This is a genomic window from Paraburkholderia sp. J63 (assembly GCF_905220245.1).
Taxonomy (GTDB): domain Bacteria; phylum Pseudomonadota; class Gammaproteobacteria; order Burkholderiales; family Burkholderiaceae; genus Paraburkholderia.
Genome location: NZ_CAJMZF010000004.1, coordinates 214,640 through 234,051, shown reverse-complemented (window position 1 = coordinate 234,051; position 19,412 = coordinate 214,640). Strand labels below are relative to the sequence as shown.

Here is a 19,412-nt window from a genome sequence, read left to right as displayed (position 1 = left end):
CGGGTGCCGACGCTCACGCATGCCTCAATCATCAAGAGGATGACTAATCAATCGCCGTAGATATCGAACTGGAAATACTTCGCGGCGATCTGCTGATAGGTTCCGTTCTTGCGTATCGTGCTGATGGCATCGTTGATGCGCGCTTCGAGCGCCGCATCGCCCTTGCGGATGCCGATAGCCACGCCATTCCCCGTGAGCCTGGGGTCCTTCACGACATCGCCCGCCACGGCGTAGCCTTTGCCGAGCGGCGTCTTCAGAAAGCCGTAATCGGCCTGCACCGCCGCCTGAAACGCCGCGTCGAGCCGTCCCGTGGCCACGTCCTGGTAGATCTGGTCCTGGGTTTGATACGCGACGATCGTGACGCCGTGCGGCGCCCATTCCTGCCGCGCATACGCCTCCTGCGTCGAGCCCTGCACGACGCCCACGCGCTTGCCCTGCAGCCCCTGCGCCGTGGGACGCAGCGTCGAGCCCGCGCGCGCGATCAGCGCCGAAGGACTGTTGTAGACGCGGTCCGTGAAGTCGATCTGCTGGCGACGCACCTCGGTCGCCGACATGGCCGACAAGATCGCGTCGAACTTGCGGGCCTTGAGCGCGGGAATCATGCCGTCGAAGCTCTGCTCGACCCACACGCACTTTTCATGGAGCGTCGCGCAGATGGCGTTGCCCAGCTCGATGTCGAAGCCTTGCAGACTGCCATCGGGCGCCTTCGATTCCATGGGCGGATAGCTCGGGTCCACGCCGAAGCGGATGACCTGCGGCTCCTGCGCGTGCGCCGCGAGCGGCAGCACGACCAGCGTGAGCAAACACGAGAGCACTGTACGTTTCATGAACGTTCCTTCGCAAGGGTTGAACGACGAATTGAACGATGGGCGCGACGTGAACCGGCTCAGACGAGAAAACTTTCGACGAGACGCACCCAGTAGCCCGCGCCGGTCATGAGGATGTCGTCGTTGAAGTCGTAGCCGGGGTTGTGGACCATGCAGCTTCCTTCGCCATCGCCGTTACCGATAATCAGGTAGCAGCCCGGGCAGCGTTGCAGGAACCACGCGAAATCCTCGCTGCCCGTGAACGGCGCGAGATTCTCGATCATGCCGCCCTCGCCCACCCAGTCGCGCGCGACCTTTTCGGCGAAGGCGGTCATCTCCGTGTCGTTCACGAGCACGGGATAACTGGCGTCGTAGGTGATCTCCGCGCGCGCGCCATAGACGGCCGCCTGGGCCGCGATGATCTCCTTGATGCGGCGCTCGAGTTCGTCGCGCACGGCCGGACGCAGCGCGCGCACCGAAATCGCCATGTGCGCTTCGTCGGGGATCACGTTCGACGCCTCGCCCGCGTGAATCGCGCCCACCGTGATCACGGCCATGTCGAGCGGCGCGACGTTGCGCGAGACCACCGTTTGCAGCGCGAACACGATGGCTGCGCAGACGACCACGGGGTCGACGGTCTTGTGCGGCATGGCGCCGTGACCGCCCACGCCTCTCACGCGCACCGTGACCTGATCGGCCGACGCCATGAAGGCGCCCGCGCGAAAGCCGAGCTTGCCCGCCGGATAGCCGGGCATGTTGTGCATCGCGAACACGGCATCGCAGGGAAAGCGCTCGAGCACGCCTTCTTCGAGCATCCGCCGCGCGCCCGCGAGACCTTCCTCCGCGGGCTGGAAAATCAGGTTGAGCGTGCCGTCGAATTGGCGCGTCTGCGCGAGCTGCTTCGCGGCGGCGAGCAGCATGGCCGTGTGGCCGTCGTGACCGCACGCGTGCATCTTGCCCGCGTGGCGGCTCGCATAGGGCAAGCCCGTTTGCTCGTGCACGGGCAGCGCGTCCATGTCGGCACGCAGGCCGATGCGGCGCGTGCCGCTGCCGTTCTTCAGCGTCCCGATCACGCCCGTGCCCGCCAGCCCGCGATGCACTTCGTAGCCCCATTGCGCGAGACGTTGCGCGACCAGATCGCTCGTGGCGAATTCCTCATAGCCAAGCTCGGGATGCGCGTGAATGCGCTGACGCAACTCGATCATTTCGCGGCTGCTGGCGTGGATATCGGACAAATCGGTCATCGTGCGCGTCTCCGTGTACAGGGAAGGTGAACAGTTGCCCCTAAGCTATCCCGACAGAAAGCACCCAGGGAGAGCTAGAATCGTGAACGTGGCAACCTTTGGCTAACACCTCGCCGAACCCGTCTGGAACCGCAAGGCCGGTTCGCAAACGAAACGCGCATGAAACTCCATCAACTCAGAACGCTCGTCGCCATTGCGGACGCCGGCGGCATTCGCGGCGCGGCGCGCGCGCTCGACGCCTCGCCGGCGGCCATCACCAAGAGCCTGCGCCAGCTCGAAGAAGCCGCGCAGATCCCGCTCGTGGTGCGCACGTCATCGGGCGTGACGTTGACGGAATTCGGGCAAACCCTGCTGGTCCATGCGCGGCTGATGATCGGCCAGATGGCGCGCGCGCAGGAAGCCGTCGACGCGATGCGGGGCACGGCGACCGGCAAGCTCTCGATCGCGATCACGCCGTGGCTCGCCATGACGTTTCTGCCCGAGACCATGAGGCGATTCACCGAGCGCATGCCCGAGATTCGTCTGGAGTTTTTCGAAGGCTTGCTGCCCATTGCGAATCCACGGCTGCGCGACGGCAGCCTCGACTTCTTTCTCGGCAGGCCCACGCCCGGCAATCTCGGCGTGGAGTTTCAATATCGGCCGCTGTTTTCTTCGTCGTGCGCCGTGGTCGTGCGGCAGGATCATCCGCGCGCGAATTGCCGCTCGCTCGCGGAACTCTGCGATCTGGACTGGCTGCTGACGTGGGACCCCTCGAACGACGGGCCGAGCGCAGAGAACATGTTCGAGCGCCACAAGCTGCCCATGCCGCGCAAGATTCATCTTGCGCATTCGTTTTCGATCGCGCTCTCGCTCTTGAGGCATAGCGACATGGCGAGCATTTTCCCGTGGCCGCTCGTGGAGGTGAGCGCGTCGCGCGAGGGGCTGTGCGCGGTGCCCGTGCGCGAGCAGCTGGAGGATGCGAAGGTAAGCATCATTTCGCGCAGCGGGCATCCGTTGAGCGTGGCGTCCGAGTGCTTTATCGAATGCCTCGTGGAGGCCGTGCACGATGCGCAGCGCTCGGACTCGGCCGATACGCGCAATGTCTTGAGGTCGGTGGATTTGCTGATTTGAGGCCCGCCCCGTTCACCCATTCAAGGCGAGCCCTCACCGCAACACGCCTTATTGCCGCGCCAGCACATCAAAATCGAAATAGCGCCGCTCGATCTTCTGATAAGTCCCGTCCTTGATCATCTCGCCAATCGCCTGATCGATCATCGCACGCAACTCCGTGTCGCTCTTGCGCAAGCCGATCGCGGCGCCCACGCCCAGCGTCTTCGGATCGTTGAGCGGCGCGCCAAGAAACGCATAACCCTGCCCTTGCGGGGTTTTCAGAAAGCCATTGCTGCCGGAAATCATGTCGGTCAAGGTCGCGTCGAGCCGTCCCGAGCGCAGGTCGGTATAAACCAGTTCCTGATTCGCATAGGAGATCACGTTGACGCCGGCCGGCGCCCAATACGCTTTCGCATAGGCCTCCTGAGTGGACCCTTGCGCCACGCCCACGTTCTTTCCCTTCAGCGAGGCCACCGTGGGCTCGAGCGTCGAGCCTCGCGGCCCGAGCAGACTGCTCGGCGTATTGAACAGCATGGTCGAGAACGCGACTTGCGCTTCGCGCTTCGGCGTGACCGACATCGCCGAGAGGATCGCATCGAACTTGCGGCCCTGCAAAGCCGGAATGATGCCGTCGAACGCGGTTTCCACCCAGACGCACTTCGTATGGAGCCGCCGGCAGATTTCGTTGCCGAGATCGATTTCAAAACCCACGAGCTTGCCGTCCGGCGCTTTGGACTCGAACGGGGCATAGGTTGGATCGACGCCGAATTTCAGCTCGCTCAAGGTCTTTGCCTGGGCGGAAAATGCGGAAAGCGCCGCGAGCGACAGCGTGAGACACACCAGCGTCTTCTTCATGGCAATCATGGAAATTCCTGTTCGGGAAGGTCGCCTTCGGCATCGGCGAAAAACCTGAGCGCGTGCGGCGAGGGTTAACGAGAACAGTGCAGCTTTCGGGGTCGCGATCACGACATTGGGCCAAGCATAGGGAGTCAAAAAATCGAAGAATAGAGGTGTACCGATGCACGATGCTTAAGTTTTTCTAAAATGTGGCGCGCTTTGGGCGGCCCGGTTCGCCATGTTCTTTCGTATACTCCCCGCCAGTATTGGCCTATACTCGTCCCCAGTATCCGAAACAGCCGCTTTCGCCCGCCGCAATGGGCGAATCATCCGACCGATTGTTCAGCGCTCACGCGCCATCAAGGAGACACATCATGGCCATTGCACTTCATCCGACCGTCGATCAGGGCATCAAGAAAGGCGCCGAAAATTTCGCGGGTGGCACGCTGCGTTGCCAGTGCAGCAGCGACCCCGTTGAAGTGCAGGTCGCCTCGCAGGTGCTGTTCAATCACGCATGCGGTTGCACCAGGTGCTGGAAGCCCGCGGGCGCCGTGTTCTCGGTCGTGGGCGTGGTGCCGCGCGAGAAGCTGTCTGTTACGGCGCACGGCGAAAAGCTCAAGGTCGTCGACGAAAAAGCGCCCATCCAGCGCCATGCCTGCACCGCTTGCGGCACGCATTTGTATGGCCGCATCGAGAACAAGGACCACGCGTTCTACGGACTCGATTTCATCCACACGGAACTGTCGCGCGATGCCGGTTGGGACGGCCCCGGTTTCGCGGCATTCGTTTCGTCGGTTATCGAGAGCGGCACGCCGCCTTCGCAAATGACGCAAGTGCGGCAAACCCTGCGCGACCACGGCCTCGAACCCTATGATTGCCTGAGCCCCGCGCTGATGGACATCCTGGCCACGCACGCGGCGAAGGCAAAGGGCACTTATCGCGAGGCGTAATCGGCCCGCGTGGCGAATTCGTTATTCGGCGCGTCGCTCGCGTATGCGCCGAAGCACTCGCCCGCTTGCCCGCTCGATCAAATCTCGACGCGCGCGCCCAGTTCAATGACGCGATTGGCGGGCAGCTTGAAGTACGCCGCAATATTGCCGACGTTGTGCAGCATCACCGCAAAGAGCCGTCCGCGCCAGAACGCCATGCCGCGGCCCGGCGCCGCCACCACGAGCGCGCGGCTCAGGAACCACGAGGTCTGCTCGGGATCGAGCGCGAGCCCGGCCGCCCTCGCGGCCGCGAGCGCCTGCGGCAGATTCACGTCGTCCTTGAAGCCGTAGGCGACCGTCACCTGATAGCAGCCCGGGTAGAGCGTCACCACTTTCGCGCGCTCGCTTTCAGGCACCGTGGGCACGCTGCGCGTCACGACAGTGAGGAAAACTACACATTCGTGCAGCACGCGGTTATGGCGCAGATTGTTGATGAGCGCGTGCGGCACGGAGTTGGGGTCGGGGGTGAGGAAGATCGCGGTCCCGTCCACGCGCACGGGCGAGCTCGCGAGCAGCGTGGCCAGGTAGGGCTTGAGCGGCTTCCTGCCCGCGCGCGCCCGCGCCTCGGCCATCATCAGTTGCCAGCCGCGGCCCCACGTCGCCATGATCGTGAACATGATTGCGCCGATCACGAGCGGGAACCAGCCGCCCTGCACGATCTTCAGCAGGTTCGCCGAAAAGAACAGCGTGTCGATCACGAGAAAGAAGGCCGTGGCGAGAATGCAGAGCGTCCAGTTGTAGTGCCACGCGTAGCGCACGACGAAGAACGTGAGACAGGTCGTGATGAGCATCGTGCCGGTCACGGCGATGCCATACGCGGAGCCCAGCGCCGTGGACGAGCCGAAGCCCACCACGGCGGCAATCACGGCAACGAGCAGGATCCAGTTGATGCCGGGCACGTAGATCTGCCCGATCTCGCGATCGGACGTGTGCACGATGTTCATGCGCGGCAGAAATGAGAGGTGCATGGCCTGCATCGTCATCGAATACGTGCCCGAGATCACGGCCTGCGAGGCGATCACCGTCGCGATGGTGGCAAGCACGATCATCGGAAAGATCGCCCATTGCGGAAAGAGCCGGTAGAACGGGTTCTGCACGGCGCCGGGATTGGCCAGCAGCAGCGCGCCCTGGCCCAGGTAATTGAGCGCGAGCGCGGGAAACACGATGCCGAACCATGTGATGCGGATGGGCCGCTTGCCGAAGTGGCCCATGTCGGCATAGAGCGCCTCGGCGCCCGTGAGCGAGAGCACCACTGCGCCGAGCGCGACGAACGCGAGCCAGCGGTGATGCAGGCAGAAGGCCAGGCCGCGCAGAGGGTTCAGCGCGACCAGCACGACCGGCGCGGAAGCGATATTGGCGATGCCGGCCACGCCGATCACGATGAACCAGAGCACCATCACCGGCCCGAACACCGCGCCGATGCCGCCGGTGCCCCGTTTCTGCGCGATGAAGAGCACGATCAGCGCGGCGAGCGTCACCGGAATCACAAAGGTCTTGAGCTCCGGCGCCGCGACTTCGAGGCCCTCGACGGCGCTCAGCACCGAGATGGCCGGCGTAATCACGCTGTCACCGAAGAAGAGCGCCGCGCCCATCACGCCCACGATCAGCAGCACGTTGCGCAGGCGCGGCCGGTGCGAGACCGACGACGCGGCGAGCGCGAGCAGCGCCATGATCCCGCCCTCGCCGTGGTTGTTCGCTCGCAGGATCAAGACGACGTACTTGAGCGAGACCACGATCATCAGCGACCAGAAGATCAGCGAGACGATGCTGACGATATTGAAAGCATCGAGCGCCAGGCCGTTCACGGGATCGAAGACCGTGGCGAGCGTGTAAAGCGGGCTCGTGCCGATGTCGCCGTAGACCACGCCGAGCGCCGCCAGCGCGAGGCCGCCGAGCGCCTGCTGGTGCCCTTCGGCGCCGTGCGCGTCAGCCGCGGGCGTGGCCGATGAGGAGTCTCCCATGTCTGCCTCCTGTGGACCCGAGATGCGCCGACGTTTCGTTTTGCTTACGAAATGGCTGCAAGCGGTTCGGCGAGCGCGGGCACTACGAATTATTCTAGTTTTATAGCTGTATCTGCGGCCCTTTTTGATGAGTTACATTTTTTAAGCCGACGCTCCCCTGCCGCCCTACGCGCCGTCGTCGCCCTCGCCATCCTTTTCGCTCTTGTCGTCCTTGTCGTCCGACACCTCGATGCCATAGCGCTTGAGCTTCGCATAGAGCAACTGCCGATTCACGTTGAGCCGCCGCGCGGCGTCGGTGCGATTGTTCTTGCTGTGCACGAGCGCGCGGCGAATGAGCATTTCCTCGAGACGCGCGAGCGCGGAAGGCAGGTCCTCGTCGGGCCAGTCGAGCGCCGGGTCCGTGCCCGCGCGCTCGCCCTGGAGAAACGCGAGATCGGTCGCGTGGATGTACTCGCCGCGCACCATCACGGCCACGCGCTCCATCGCGTTCTTAAGCTCCCGCACGTTGCCGGGCCAGCCATAGCGGATCAAATGCGCGGCGGCGTCGGCCGAGAGCCGCTTGCGCGTGCCCACGCGCGCGAGGAAATGCTCGGCGAGCGGCACGATGTCGGAGATGCGCGCCGCAAGCGGCGGCAGATGGATCGGCACCACGTGCAGCCGGTAGTAGAGGTCCTCGCGAAAGCTGCCCTCGCGCACGCCGCGCATGAGGTCGCGGTGCGTGGCGGCGATCACGCGCACCTGCACCGGCACGGGCCGCCCGCCCACCGGCGTCACCACGCGCTCCTGCAGCGCGCGCAGGATCTTGGCCTGCATCGCCATGCCCATGTCGCCGATTTCGTCGAGAAACAGCGTGCCGTGCTCGGCCTGGCGGAACGCGCCCTCGCGGTCGGCGCTCGCGCCCGTGAACGCGCCGCGCGTGTGGCCGAACAGCTCGCTTTCCAGCAGGTCGGGCGGAATGGCCGCGCAGTTCACGGCCACCAACGGCCCGCGATTGTGCTGCCCGTGCTCGTGGATCGCGCGCGCGACCACCTCCTTGCCCGTGCCCGTTTCGCCCGTGATGAGCACGGTGGCGTCGCTGTCGGCGAGCACGCCGATGGTCTTCTGCACCGTGCGCATCGCCTCGCTCGAACCGATCAGCGTCTCGGGCTCGGGGCGCGCGGCCGGCGGCTGCGGCTCGACGATGCTCGCGAGCATGCGCTCGAGCACCTGCGCGAGGTCGTTGCGGCCGATCGGCTTGGTGAGGTGGTCGAAGGCGCCCAGCCGCATCGCCTCGATGGTGTTGGACGCCGTGGCGTGCGCGGTCAGCACCGCGACGGTGGGCGCGGACGGACGCTCGCGCAGGCGGCGCAGCACTTCGAGCCCGTCGATGCCGGGCATGCGCAGGTCGAGGAACATCGCGCTCACGCTCTCGCGCTCCACGAGTTCGAGCGCGAGCGTGCCGTTTGCGGCGAGGCAGACGCTATGGCCGAGGTCGCGCACGACTTCGGCGAGCGCGTCGCGCATGGTCTCGTCGTCGTCGACGATCAGGATGTGGGCCATGGCAGCACTATTTCAAAGGTGGTTCCGTGGGCGGCGGGCTTGCTCGACGGGTTGGGCGCGTGGCGGCCGGCCTCGCGCAGGCGCGCCATGCCGCCGTGCGCCTCGGCCACTTCGCGCACGATCGAGAGGCCGAGGCCCGTGCCGTCGGGCCGCCCGGTCACGAACGGCTCGAACAGATGGTCGAGGATCGCGGCGGGCGGCCCCGCGCCCTCGTCGTGCACGGCAAACACGGCCCCTTCGGGCGCGTTGCGCGCGGTCACTTCGATGCGGCTGCCCGGCGGCGCCGCGTGGATCGCGTTGAGAATCAGGTTGTCGAGCGCACGCTGCATCTGGTCGGGATCGAAGCGGGCTTCGCGCAGTTCGCCCGTGCGCGTCATCGTAACCTGCTTCGCGGCCGCCACGTCCACGTGCTGGGCGAGACAGGCGTCGAGGAACGGCCCGACCGCAACGAGCTCGCGCTTGGGCTCGTCGTGCTCGGTGATGCTGAGCAGGCGCCGCACGAGCGCGTCGAGGCGCTCGATCTGTCCGAGGATCACGTTGAGCGCCTGGGGCTGGCGCTCGGGGCCCGCCGCCACGGCGCTCTCGGCCTTCAGGCGCATCGCCGCGATGGGGTTGCGGATCTCGTGCGCGACGCCCGCCGCCACGCGCCCGATCGCGGCCATGCGCTCGGCCGTGGCCATCTGGCGCGCGAGCGTGTCGGCGCGCTGGCGCGCGGCCGCGAGCCGGCGCGCCGCCTCGTTGAGCGCGAGCACGATGCGGTCGAGCTCGCGCTCGCGCGTGGCGGGCAGCACCGGCAGCTCGGCCACGTCGTAGGCATTGAGCGCGCCTTCGATCTGCGAGACGTGGCGCGACCACGTGATCGTGAGATGCATGAGCAGCGCCGCCGCCGCGAGCACGGTCGCGAGCAGCACGCCGAGACCCGCCATCAGCTGATGGTAGCTGCGGCCCGCGAACGTGAGCGTCCAGCTCATCGTCCACGCGGTCAGGTGCGGGACCGGCCCCGGCAGCGGGCACGCGGCCAGCAGCAGCGTTTGCGACTGGCCGCTGTAGCGGATGCTGGTCGAGCGGTCGTTCGCGAGCGCCTGCGCGTTGAGCTCGCGAATGCGCGGCAGCTCGCCCGCGGGCGGATCGGTGCGCTGGACCGCGCCCACGTAGGTCGGGTAGGCATAGGCGAGCGAGCCCGTCGCGCCGCTCCAGACGCCGCCCTGCACGCCGGGCCGCGTGCGCAGCGCGTTAGCGAGCAGCGTGCTCAGGCGGCCGCGCAAGGCCGCGCCCTCGGGGCCGTCGAGCGCGACGTCGCGCAGCTTCGGGTCCGTGCGGGCCTCGCCGCCCTGGGCGATGTAGGCCCGATATGCCGACGCGATCGAATCGCAGGCGCGGCTGTTCTCGGCCGCCGCCTGACCGAGCTGCGCGGCCGCCGATTGATGGAACAGGCTCACCATCAGGATGCCGGTCGCCAGCGCCGCGCCAACGAGAAGAACGAGCAGCAGGATCAGCCGGCCGCGCAGGGATCGAAGCATGTCGGTCCAGTTTCCGGTTTTCAGGGGTGAAGAGAGCAAGGGCAAGCTCCAATGCGAAAGCCGTGCCAGGGGCGCGCCACCCGCGCTGCCGTCGCGCGGGCACGCAGCGCGTGCGTAGCGTGTAAGCGATGTACGCGATCGGGACGGCCACAAGTGTCGCGAATCATGACACCGCCTGTTGGAATTCACGACAGACTCGCGCCCGCCGCCCCCATCCGATGCCCGCGCAACCCAGGCCGCATCGCTCACCACACGTATGGCACGACCCTTGCAGTAGCACTTCGCAAATTTTATCCCTCCCAGCGTGACCGAGCCGTCATGAAAAGAAAACCCCTCCACTGGACGGCGCTCGCCGCCGCGGTGCTGCTGATCGCCGTTGCGGCGTGGTTCTTCCTGATCCGGCGCCCCGCCGCGCCGCCTCCCGCGGCGCCGCGCGGCGTGCCGGTCTCGGCCGAGACCGTGAAGCTCGCCGACGTGCCCGTCTATATCGACGCGCTCGGCACCGTCACGGCCATCCGCACGGTCACGCTCGTCACCCAGGTCAACGGCATTCTCGATTCGGTCGACTTCCGCGAAGGCCAGCACGTCACGAAAGGCCAGGTGATCGCGCACATCGACTCGCGCCAGCTCGAAGCGCAGTTGCAGCAGGCCCAGGGCACGCTCGTGCACGACCAGGCCACGCTCGCCAACGACCGCCTGAACCTCCAGCGCTACCAGAGCCTCATCAAGATCGGCTCGGTCACGCAGCAGACGCTCGACACCCAGGCCGCCACCGTCAAGCAGGACGAAGGCACCGTCACCGCCGACACCGGCAACGTGAAGAGCCTCCAGGTGCAGGTGAGCTATTGCACGATCGCCTCGCCCGTGGACGGCGTGATCGGGCTGCGCCTCGTGGACCCCGGCAACTATGTGAGCACCACGAGCACCACGGGCATGGCCGTCATCACGCAGCTCGACCCCGCCACCGTGATCTTCGCGGTGCCTGAGGACTATCTCGGCCAGATTCACGAAGCGATGGCGCGCGGCGCCGTGAAGGTGCTCGCCTACGACCGCGACAAGCGCAAGCTGCTGGCCACGGGCGCGCTGCTCGCGCTCGACAACCAGGTGGACACCACCACGGGCACGGTCAAGGTGCGCGCCGAATTCGATCACGCGGGCGATGCGCTGTTCCCTAACCAGTTCGTGAACGCGCGCATGCAGGCCGACACGCTCGACCAGGTGCCCGTGATCCCGACCGTCGCGATCCAGCACGGCACCAACGGCGACTTCGTGTTCGTGATGGGCGCGGGCAACAAGGTCGTGCTGCGCAACGTGAAGACGGGCCCCGTGAACGGCGACGACACGGCCATTCTCGACGGCGGCGTGAAGGCCGGCGAGCGCGTGGTCACCGACGGCGCCGACAAGCTCGACAACGGCTCGCTCGTGCGCGTGGTCTCGTCCACGGCGTCTACCTCGTCGGCTTCGGGTGCTTCGTCCGCTTCCGCCGCTTCGTCAGCCTCGTCCGCTTCGCACTAGCAGGCCGCGCTCATGAATATCTCGCGCCCGTTCATCGAGCGGCCCATCGCCACGTCGCTCCTGATGGTGGCGGTCCTGCTCGCCGGCCTGCTCGGCTATCACCTGCTGCCCGTCTCCGCGCTGCCCGAAGTCGACTACCCGACGATCCAGGTCTACACGCAGTACCCCGGCGCCGCGCCCGACGTCGTGAGCTCGTCCATCACCGCGCCGCTCGAAGTGCAGCTCGGCGAAATGGCGGGCTTGAAGACGATGAACTCGACGAGCTCGAACGGCGTGTCGGTCATCACGCTCGAATTCGATCTCTCGCTCTCGCTCGACGTCGCGGAGCAGGAAGTGCAGGCCGCGATCAACGCGTCGGCGAGCTACCTGCCCGCGAACCTGCCCTATCCGCCCGTCTACAGCAAGGTCAATCCCGCCGACGCGCCGGTGCTCACGCTCTCGCTCACGTCCGACACCTTGCCGCTCACGAAGATCGAGGATCTCGCCGATACGCGCCTCGCGCAGAAGATCTCGCAGATCTCGGGCGTGGGGCTCGTGACGATCAGTGGCGGCCAGCGCCCCGCGGTGCGCGTGGAAACCAACACGGGCGCGCTCAATTCGCTGGGCATGTCGCTCGACGACGTGCGCACCGCGCTCGCCGAAGCGAACGTGAACCAGGCGAAGGGCAATCTCGACGGCCGCTATCAGTCGTATTCGATCGGCGCCAACGATCAGCTGCAAAGCGCCGATGCCTATACGGACCTCGTGATCGCGTACAAGAACGGCGCGCCCATCCGCCTCTCGCAGATCGCGCATCCCGTGAACGGCGCCGAGGACGTGCGCCAGGCCGCGTGGACCAACGCCAAGCCCTCGATCGTGCTCAACATCCAGCGCCAGCCCGGCGCCAACGTGATCGACGTGGTGGACCGCGTGCAGCAGGTGCTGCCGCAGTTGCGCGCGAGCCTGCCCGGCACGGTCAAGGTGGACGTACTGACCGACCGCACGCAGACGATCCGCGCCTCGGTGAAGGACGTCGAGGAGGAACTCGGCGTGGCCGTCGCGCTCGTGGTGATGGTGATCTTCATCTTCCTGCGCAAGCTCGCGGCCACCATCATTCCGGCCGTGACGGTGCCGCTCTCGCTGATCGGCACGCTCGCGGTGGCCTATGGGCTCGGCTTCTCGCTGAACAACCTCACGCTGATGTCGCTCACGGTGGCAACGGGCTTCGTGGTGGACGACGCGATCGTGATGATCGAGAACATCACGCGCCATCTGGAGATGGGCGAGACGCCGCTCGAAGCGGCGCTAAAGGGCGCGAAGCAGATCGGCTTCACGATTATTTCGCTCTCCGTATCGTTGATCGCGGTGATGATTCCGCTGCTCTTCATGGGCGACGTGGTCGGGCGGCTGTTTCGCGAATTCGCGCTCACGCTCGCGATCGCCATCGTGATCTCGGCGTTCGTCTCGCTCACGCTCACGCCGATGATGTGCTCGCGCATGTTCAAGCCGCACGACGCCGAACATGAAAAAGAGCAGCGCGCCGACTTCTTCGACAAGATCAACGCGCGCTACGTGCAGGGGCTCGGCTGGGTGCTCGAACACCGCGTACTCACGCTGATCTCGGTGGCCGTGACGGCGGCGCTCACCTTCGCGATTCTCCTTTTCATGCCCAAGGGCTTCTTTCCCGAGCAGGACACGGGCCTCATCGAAGGCATCTCGCAGGCCGCGCCCGGTATTTCGTTCCCCTACATGGTCCAGAAGCAGGAGCAACTGGTCGCGCAGATCCTCAAGGACCCGGCGGTGGCCAGCCTCTCGTCGTTCATCGGCATCAACCAGACGAGCCCGACGCTCAACCAGGGCACCATCCTCATCAACTTGAAGGACAAGGGCGATCGCGACAGCAGCGCCGCCGTGATCCGCCGCCTCGCGGACTCCACCGCGAGCGACGCGGGCATGCGCCTGTTCCTGCATCCGGTGCAGGACCTCACGCTCGACGACACGATCTCCACCACGAGCTATCGCGTGGGCCTCCAGGCGACCGACCCGGCCGTGCTAGGCGAGTGGACCGGCAAGCTGATTGCCGCGCTGCGCGCCGACCCCGCGTTCGCCGACGTGCAGAGCCAGTCCATGCAGGAAGGTAACCAGATCCAGCTGAGCTTCGACCGCGACACGGCCTCGCGCCTCGGCATCACACCCCAGGCCATCGACGACGTGCTCTACGATGCATTCGGCCAACGCCAGGTCTCGACCATCTACACGCAACTGAACCAGTACCACGTCGTGCTGGCCGCCGATCATACGTCGAGCGGCGTCGCGCATCTGCTCGACGGCCTTTACGTGGATACGTCCTCGGGCGGCGTGGCCCCGCTCGCCTCGATGGCGACCATGAAGATCGTGCCCGTGCCCGTGACGATCAACCGCCAGGGCCAGTTCCCCTATGCCGATGTTTCGTTCAACCTGGCACCGGGCTACACGCTCGGTACCGCCCTCTCGCACCTGAAGGACGCCGAAGCGCGCATCGGCCTGCCGGCCACGGTACAGGCCTCGCTCGAAGGCTCGGCGGCCACGTTCCAGGCCTCGCTCTCGAACGAGGCGTTTCTCGTCGCGGCCGCCATCGTCGTGGTCTACCTGATGCTCGGCATTCTCTACGAAAGCTTCATCCATCCGGTGACGATACTCTCGACGCTGCCCTCGGCCGCGCTCGGCGCGCTCGCGGCGCTCGTCATCACCGGCACGCAGTTCGATATCATCGGCCTGATCGGCATCGTGCTGCTGATCGGCATCGTGATGAAGAACGCGATCATGATGATCGACTTCGCGCTCGAACTCGAACGCAACGAAGGGCTCGCGCCCGTCGAAGCGATCCGCCGCGCCGCCGAGCTGCGCTTCCGGCCCATCCTGATGACCACGATGGCCTCGCTGTTCGGCGCGCTGCCGCTCGCGTTCGGCACCGGCATGGGCTCGGAGCTGAGGCATCCGCTCGGCATCGCGATCATCGGCGGCCTGATCGTGAGCCAGCTCCTCACGCTGTTCTCGACGCCCGTGATGTATCTCGCGCTGCATCGCGTCGAGGACTTCTTCAGCAAGCCTGCGCCGGGCCACGCCGACGCGGCCGCGGAGTAAGGCGCGATGAACCTCTCCGAACCGTTCATCCGCCGCCCCATCGCGACCACGCTGATCGCGGTGGGCATCGCGCTCTTCGGCATGCTCGCGTTCAAGCTGCTGCCCGTGGCGCCGCTGCCCGAGATCGATTTTCCGACCATCAACGTGACCGCCCACCTGCCGGGCGCCGATCCCGAAACGGTGGCCACCTCGGTGGCCACGCCGCTCGAACGGCAGTTCGGGCAGATCGCGGGCATCACGCAGATGACCTCGGTGAGCTCGCTCGGCGCCACACGCATCACGATGCAGTTCGACCTGAACCGCAATATCGACGGCGCCGCGCGCGACGTGCAGGCCGCCATCAACGCGGCGCGCACGAACCTGCCCGCGAATCTCGACGGCAATCCCACCTATCGCAAGGTCAATCCCGCCGACGCGCCCATCCTCATCATCAGCCTCACCTCCGATTCGGCCACGCGCGGGCAGCTCTACGACGCGGCCTCCACGGTGCTCCAGCAAAAGCTGCTGCAAACGCCGGGCGTGGGCGACGTGACCGTGGGCGGCGGCGCGCTGCCCGCCGTGCGCATCGAATTGAACCCCGACCGCGTGAGCCACTACGGCGTGAGCCTCGAACAGATCCGCACGGCCATCGCGAACGCCAACACGGACCTGCCCAAAGGCTCGGCCGCGCTCGCCGGCGTGAACTACACGATCGGCGCGAACGACATGCTCTACAACCCGGCCGACTACGCACCCATCGTCGTCAAGCGCGTGGGCAACGACGTCGTGCATATCTCGGACCTCGGCTATGTGCGCCAGGACGTGGAGAACCTGGAGAACTTCGGCCTCTCGGACGGCAAACCCGCGGTACTCCTGATCGTTTACAAGGAGCCGGGCGCGAACGTCATCAACACCGTCGACAACGTGAAGGCCGAGTTGCCCTTCCTCAAGGCGTCGATCCTGCCGACCATCAAGCTCAACATCCTGATGGACCGCACGACCACGATCCGCGCCTCGCTGATCGACGTGGAAATCACGCTGCTCATTTCGATCCTGCTCGTGACCGCGGTGACCTTCGCGTTCTTCCGGAGCTGGCGCACGACGCTCGTGCCCGCGATCGTGGTGCCGCTCTCGCTGCTCGGCACGTTCGGCATCATGTACTTCCTCGGCTACAGCCTCAACAATCTCTCGCTGATGGCACTCACGATCTCCACGGGCTTCGTGGTGGACGACGCCATCGTCGTGGTCGAGAACATCATGCGGCACCTCGAACGCGGCGAGCGGCCCGTGATCGCCGCGCTCAACGGCGCGCGCGAAGTGGGCTTCACGGTGCTCACGATCAGCGTCTCGCTCGTGGCCGTGTTCATTCCGCTGCTCTTGATGGGCGGCATCGTCGGGCGGCTGTTTCGCGAGTTTTCCGTCTCGCTCTCGGCCGCGATTCTCATGTCGATGCTGATCTCGCTCACCGTCACGCCCATGCTTTCGAGCGTGGCGCTGCGCGGCGCGCACGAAGGACACCGCGAAGAGGAATACCCCGACTCGCGCTTTCACCGCTTCTACGCGCGCACGCTCGGCTGGGTGATCCGCCATCCGCTGCTGATGGGCGTGGTCACGATCCTCGTGCTCGCGCTCAACGTGATGCTCTATGTGATCGTGCCCAAGGGCTTCTTTCCGCAGGAGGACACCGGGCGCCTGATCGGCTCGATCCAGGCCTCGCAGAGCATCTCGTACCGGCTGATGCAGCAGAAGTTCCAGGCGATCTCGAAGCAGGTGCTTCGGAATCCCAATGTTCAGGCCGTGGGCGGCTTCATCGGCGGCACCAATGCGATCAACACGGCGATCCTGTTCGTGACGCTCAAGCCGCTCGGCGAGCGCCACGCGAGCGCCGACGCCATCATCGCGCAGATCCGCCGCACGCTCGGCAATATTCCGGGCGCGCGGCTCTATCTGCAATCGGCCCAGGACATTACCGTGGGCGGCCGGCAGAGCGCGGCGCAGTACCAGTACACGCTCACCGCCGACGACCAGGCCGACCTCGACAAATGGGTGCCCAAAGTGGTCGCGCAGATGCACAAGATCCCCATACTCGAAGACGTGAACACCGACCAGCAGGACAACAGCATGCAGGCGAGCGTGGACGTGAACCGCGACGCCGCCGCGCGCATGGGCGTGCAGTTCTCGTCGATCGACAACGCGCTCTACGACGCGTTCGGGCAGCGCCAGGTCTCCACGATCTACAAATCGGCGAACCAGTACCACGTGGTGATGGAGCTCGCGCCCGAGTACTGGACCAACCCGACGGCGCTCAAGGGCATCTACGTGCCCTCCGGCGTGCCGAGTGCGGGCGGGAGCGGATCGAGTGGCAACGGCAGCGCCGCGGCCGCGAGCGTGGCCACCTCCGCGAGCGAGGCCGCCGCGACCGCCGCCGCCGCATCGGCCGCCGCCGCGGCGGGCCCCGGCAGCACGACCAATACGCCCTCCACCGCGGTGCTCGCGAACGGCCAGGCGCTCGTGCCGCTCAACGCCATGGCGCAGTTCTCGATCGACCGCACCGCCATCTCGATCAATCACCAGGGCACGTTTCCCGCGGTGACGGCCTCGTTCAACCTCGCGCCAGGCGCCTCGATCGGCGACGCCACGCGCGAAGTCGACGACGCCGTCGCGCAACTGCGCATGCCCGCCAGCATCACGGGCAACTTCGCGGGCACGGCGCAGGTGTTCCAGCAGGCGGTCGCGAGCGAGCCGCTGCTGATCCTGGCCGCGCTGCTCTCCGTGTACATCGTGCTCGGCATGCTCTACGAGAACCTGATGCACCCGCTCACGATTCTCTCGACACTGCCTTCGGCCGGCGTGGGCGCGCTCATCGCACTGCTCGCCACGCATACGCAGCTCTCGATCATCGCGCTCGTGGGCGTGATCCTGCTGATCGGCATCGTGAAGAAAAACGCGATCATGATGATCGACTTCGCCATCACCGAGGAGCGCGAGCGCAAGCTGCCCGCGAGTGAGGCCATCATGCGCGCGTGCCTGATCCGCTTCCGGCCCATCATGATGACGACGAGCGCCGCGATACTGGGCGCACTGCCGCTCGTGTTCGGTTCGGGCTACGGATCGGAATTCCGCAAGCCGCTCGGCATCTCGATCATCGGCGGCCTCATCTTCAGCCAGATGCTCACGCTCTATACGACGCCCGTCATTTATCTGTGGCTCGACCGGGCCTATCAACGCTTGCGTCCTCGCAAGAAGGCAGCATGACCATGACCTCTGCGTTCCTCATTGCGCGGTCTTCCCACGCCTCATCGCCAGGCTCGCCGCTGAAGCCGCTAAAGCCGCTGAAGTTGCATAGCACGCTGCGCCGCTGCGCGGCGGCGCTCGCGCTGATCTGGCTCGCGGGCTGCGCAGTCGGCCCCGACTACCGCAAACCCACGGTCGAGGTGCCGACCTCGTTCAAGGAAGGCACCGACTGGCAGCGCGCGCAGGCCAACCCGCAGGCCGCGCTATCGAACAGCTGGTGGACGATCTACGACGATCCCGCGCTCACGCAGCTCGTCGAGCAGTCGCTCAAGGCGAACCAGTCGATCGTCGCCGCCGAGGCCGCCTACCGGCTCGCGCAGGCCACCGTGGACGCCAGCGTGGCGAGCCTCTTTCCCGTGGTCACGGCCGGCATGTCGGCCACGCGCAGCGGCACGGGCACGAACGCCGCAACAGGCGGCGTGAGCTCGACGACGGGCACCGTGCCCGGCGTGCACAACAGCGTGAGCGTAAACGTGGCGGCCAGCTGGGAGCCCGACCTCTGGGGGCAAATCCGCCGCGAGATCGAATCGAGCAAGGCGAGCGCGCAAGCCTCCGACGCGCAACTCGCGGGCGAGCGCCTCTCGATCACGGCGAGCGTGGCCGACGACTACTTCGCATTGCGCCAGGCCGATATCGACATCGCCTCGCTCAAAGAGCAGCAAGGCATCGACGCGCGCCTGCTCGACATCACGCGCGCGGCCTATGCGCAGGGCACGGCCTCGAACGACGACGTGCTCGCGGCGCAGGACACACTGGAGCTCGTGGTGGCGGCGTTGCAGACCACCGAGACCGCGCGCGAGCAGGACGAGCACGCGATTGCCGTGCTGATCGGCGAGCCGCCCGCGAGCTTCACGCTGGCGCCGCGCGCCGACTATGCGTTCAACACACCGGCGGTGCCGCTCGCGCTGCCCTCGCAACTACTCGAGCGCCGGCCCGACGTCGGGCAGGCCGAGCGCACGGCGGCGGCGGCCAACGCGAAAATCGGCGTGGCCGAAGCCGCGTTTTTCCCGGTGCTGGACCTGGGCGTGCAAGGCGGCTTCGAGCACAACACCTTCGCGCATCTGTTCTCGCTGCCGAGCCGCGTCTGGACGCTGGGCCCGGAACTCGCCGCGACGCTGTTCGACGCGGGCGCGCGTAGCGCCGCCGTGCATGAGGCGCAGGCGTCGTATGACGAGGCCGCCGCCAACTATCGACAAGCCGTGCTGGGCGCGTTCCAGAACGTGGAGGACAGCCTTTCCTCGTGGAATCATCTTGCGCAGCAGGAAACCGCGTACGCGAATATCTATCGGCGGAATCAGGCGCTGTTCGCGAGCACGCAGGCGCAGTTGAATGCGGGCACGGCCAGCGAGCAAAGCTTGTTGACGCAGCAGCTAACCTTGCTGCAGGCCGCGCAGAGTCTCAAGGATACGCAGGCGCTGCAGGTGCAAAGCAGCGTGGCGTTGATCAAGAATCTCGGCGGGGGCTGGCAGCAAGGCGCGGCTATGGCGGGGGCCAGTGCGGAGGGTGGGAAGAGCGTGCAGTAACCGGCGATTTGCCT

General features: G+C 66.3%; 12 protein-coding genes. 6 read left to right on the top strand and 6 right to left on the bottom strand.

Annotated elements, in window-relative coordinates; all coding sequences use genetic code 11:
* Positions 1-47 precede the first annotated feature (47 nt).
* Positions 48-827: an ABC transporter substrate-binding protein gene (locus tag U5775_RS06965; protein ID WP_322057387.1), complete on the bottom strand. Its 780-nt coding sequence runs from the start codon at positions 825-827 to the stop codon at positions 48-50.
* Between the two features lie 59 nt (positions 828-886).
* A complete protein-coding gene (locus tag U5775_RS06960; protein WP_322057386.1) occupies positions 887-2,050 on the bottom strand; it encodes a M20 aminoacylase family protein in 1,164 nt (387 codons plus the stop codon).
* 159 nt (positions 2,051-2,209) lie between these two features.
* Here U5775_RS06960 and U5775_RS06955 point away from each other — a divergent pair, with 159 nt between their 5' ends.
* A complete protein-coding gene (locus U5775_RS06955; RefSeq protein ID WP_322057385.1) occupies positions 2,210-3,160 on the top strand; it encodes a LysR substrate-binding domain-containing protein in 951 nt (316 codons plus the stop codon).
* A gap of 48 nt (positions 3,161-3,208) precedes the next feature.
* Here U5775_RS06955 and U5775_RS06950 read toward each other — a convergent pair whose 3' ends face one another.
* Positions 3,209-3,994, bottom strand: coding sequence for an ABC transporter substrate-binding protein (locus tag U5775_RS06950; RefSeq protein ID WP_322057458.1), 786 nt, complete (start codon positions 3,992-3,994; stop codon positions 3,209-3,211).
* A gap of 356 nt (positions 3,995-4,350) precedes the next feature.
* Here U5775_RS06950 and gfa point away from each other — a divergent pair, with 356 nt between their 5' ends.
* A complete protein-coding gene (gene gfa / locus U5775_RS06945) occupies positions 4,351-4,926 on the top strand; it encodes an S-(hydroxymethyl)glutathione synthase (protein WP_322057384.1) in 576 nt (191 codons plus the stop codon).
* Positions 4,927-5,003: 77 nt separating this feature from the next.
* Here the strand turns inward: gfa and U5775_RS06940 are convergent, their stop codons facing one another.
* The 3 genes from U5775_RS06940 to U5775_RS06930 all read right to left on the bottom strand — a co-directional run bounded on the left by U5775_RS06940 (position 5,004) and on the right by U5775_RS06930 (position 9,985).
* Positions 5,004-6,926, bottom strand: a complete 1,923-nt coding sequence (locus tag U5775_RS06940) for a potassium transporter Kup (RefSeq protein WP_322057383.1) — start codon at positions 6,924-6,926, stop codon at positions 5,004-5,006.
* A gap of 165 nt (positions 6,927-7,091) precedes the next feature.
* Positions 7,092-8,465 carry a sigma-54 dependent transcriptional regulator gene (locus U5775_RS06935; protein WP_322057382.1) on the bottom strand — a complete coding sequence of 458 codons (1,374 nt, stop codon included), beginning with the start codon at positions 8,463-8,465 and terminating at the stop codon, positions 7,092-7,094.
* On the bottom strand, positions 8,450-9,985 hold the full coding sequence (locus tag U5775_RS06930; protein ID WP_322057381.1) for a HAMP domain-containing sensor histidine kinase: 1,536 nt from the start codon (positions 9,983-9,985) through the stop codon (positions 8,450-8,452). Before U5775_RS06930 ends, U5775_RS06935 begins: the two co-directional genes overlap by 16 nt.
* A 318-nt stretch (positions 9,986-10,303) precedes the next feature.
* Between U5775_RS06930 and U5775_RS06925 the strand changes: the two genes are divergently transcribed.
* The 4 genes from U5775_RS06925 to U5775_RS06910 are packed head-to-tail and all read left to right on the top strand — an operon-like array spanning position 10,304 to position 19,398.
* On the top strand, positions 10,304-11,500 hold the full coding sequence (locus U5775_RS06925; RefSeq protein WP_322057380.1) for an efflux RND transporter periplasmic adaptor subunit: 1,197 nt from the start codon (positions 10,304-10,306) through the stop codon (positions 11,498-11,500).
* A 12-nt stretch (positions 11,501-11,512) separates the two neighbouring features.
* Complete coding sequence (locus U5775_RS06920) at positions 11,513-14,602, top strand: efflux RND transporter permease subunit (RefSeq protein ID WP_322057379.1); 3,090 nt, start codon at positions 11,513-11,515, stop codon at positions 14,600-14,602.
* Positions 14,603-14,608: 6 nt separating this feature from the next.
* Positions 14,609-17,836: an efflux RND transporter permease subunit gene (locus U5775_RS06915; protein ID WP_322057378.1), complete on the top strand. Its 3,228-nt coding sequence runs from the start codon at positions 14,609-14,611 to the stop codon at positions 17,834-17,836.
* A complete protein-coding gene (locus U5775_RS06910) occupies positions 17,833-19,398 on the top strand; it encodes an efflux transporter outer membrane subunit (RefSeq protein WP_322057377.1) in 1,566 nt (521 codons plus the stop codon). Before U5775_RS06915 ends, U5775_RS06910 begins: the two co-directional genes overlap by 4 nt.
* Positions 19,399-19,412 lie beyond the last annotated feature (14 nt).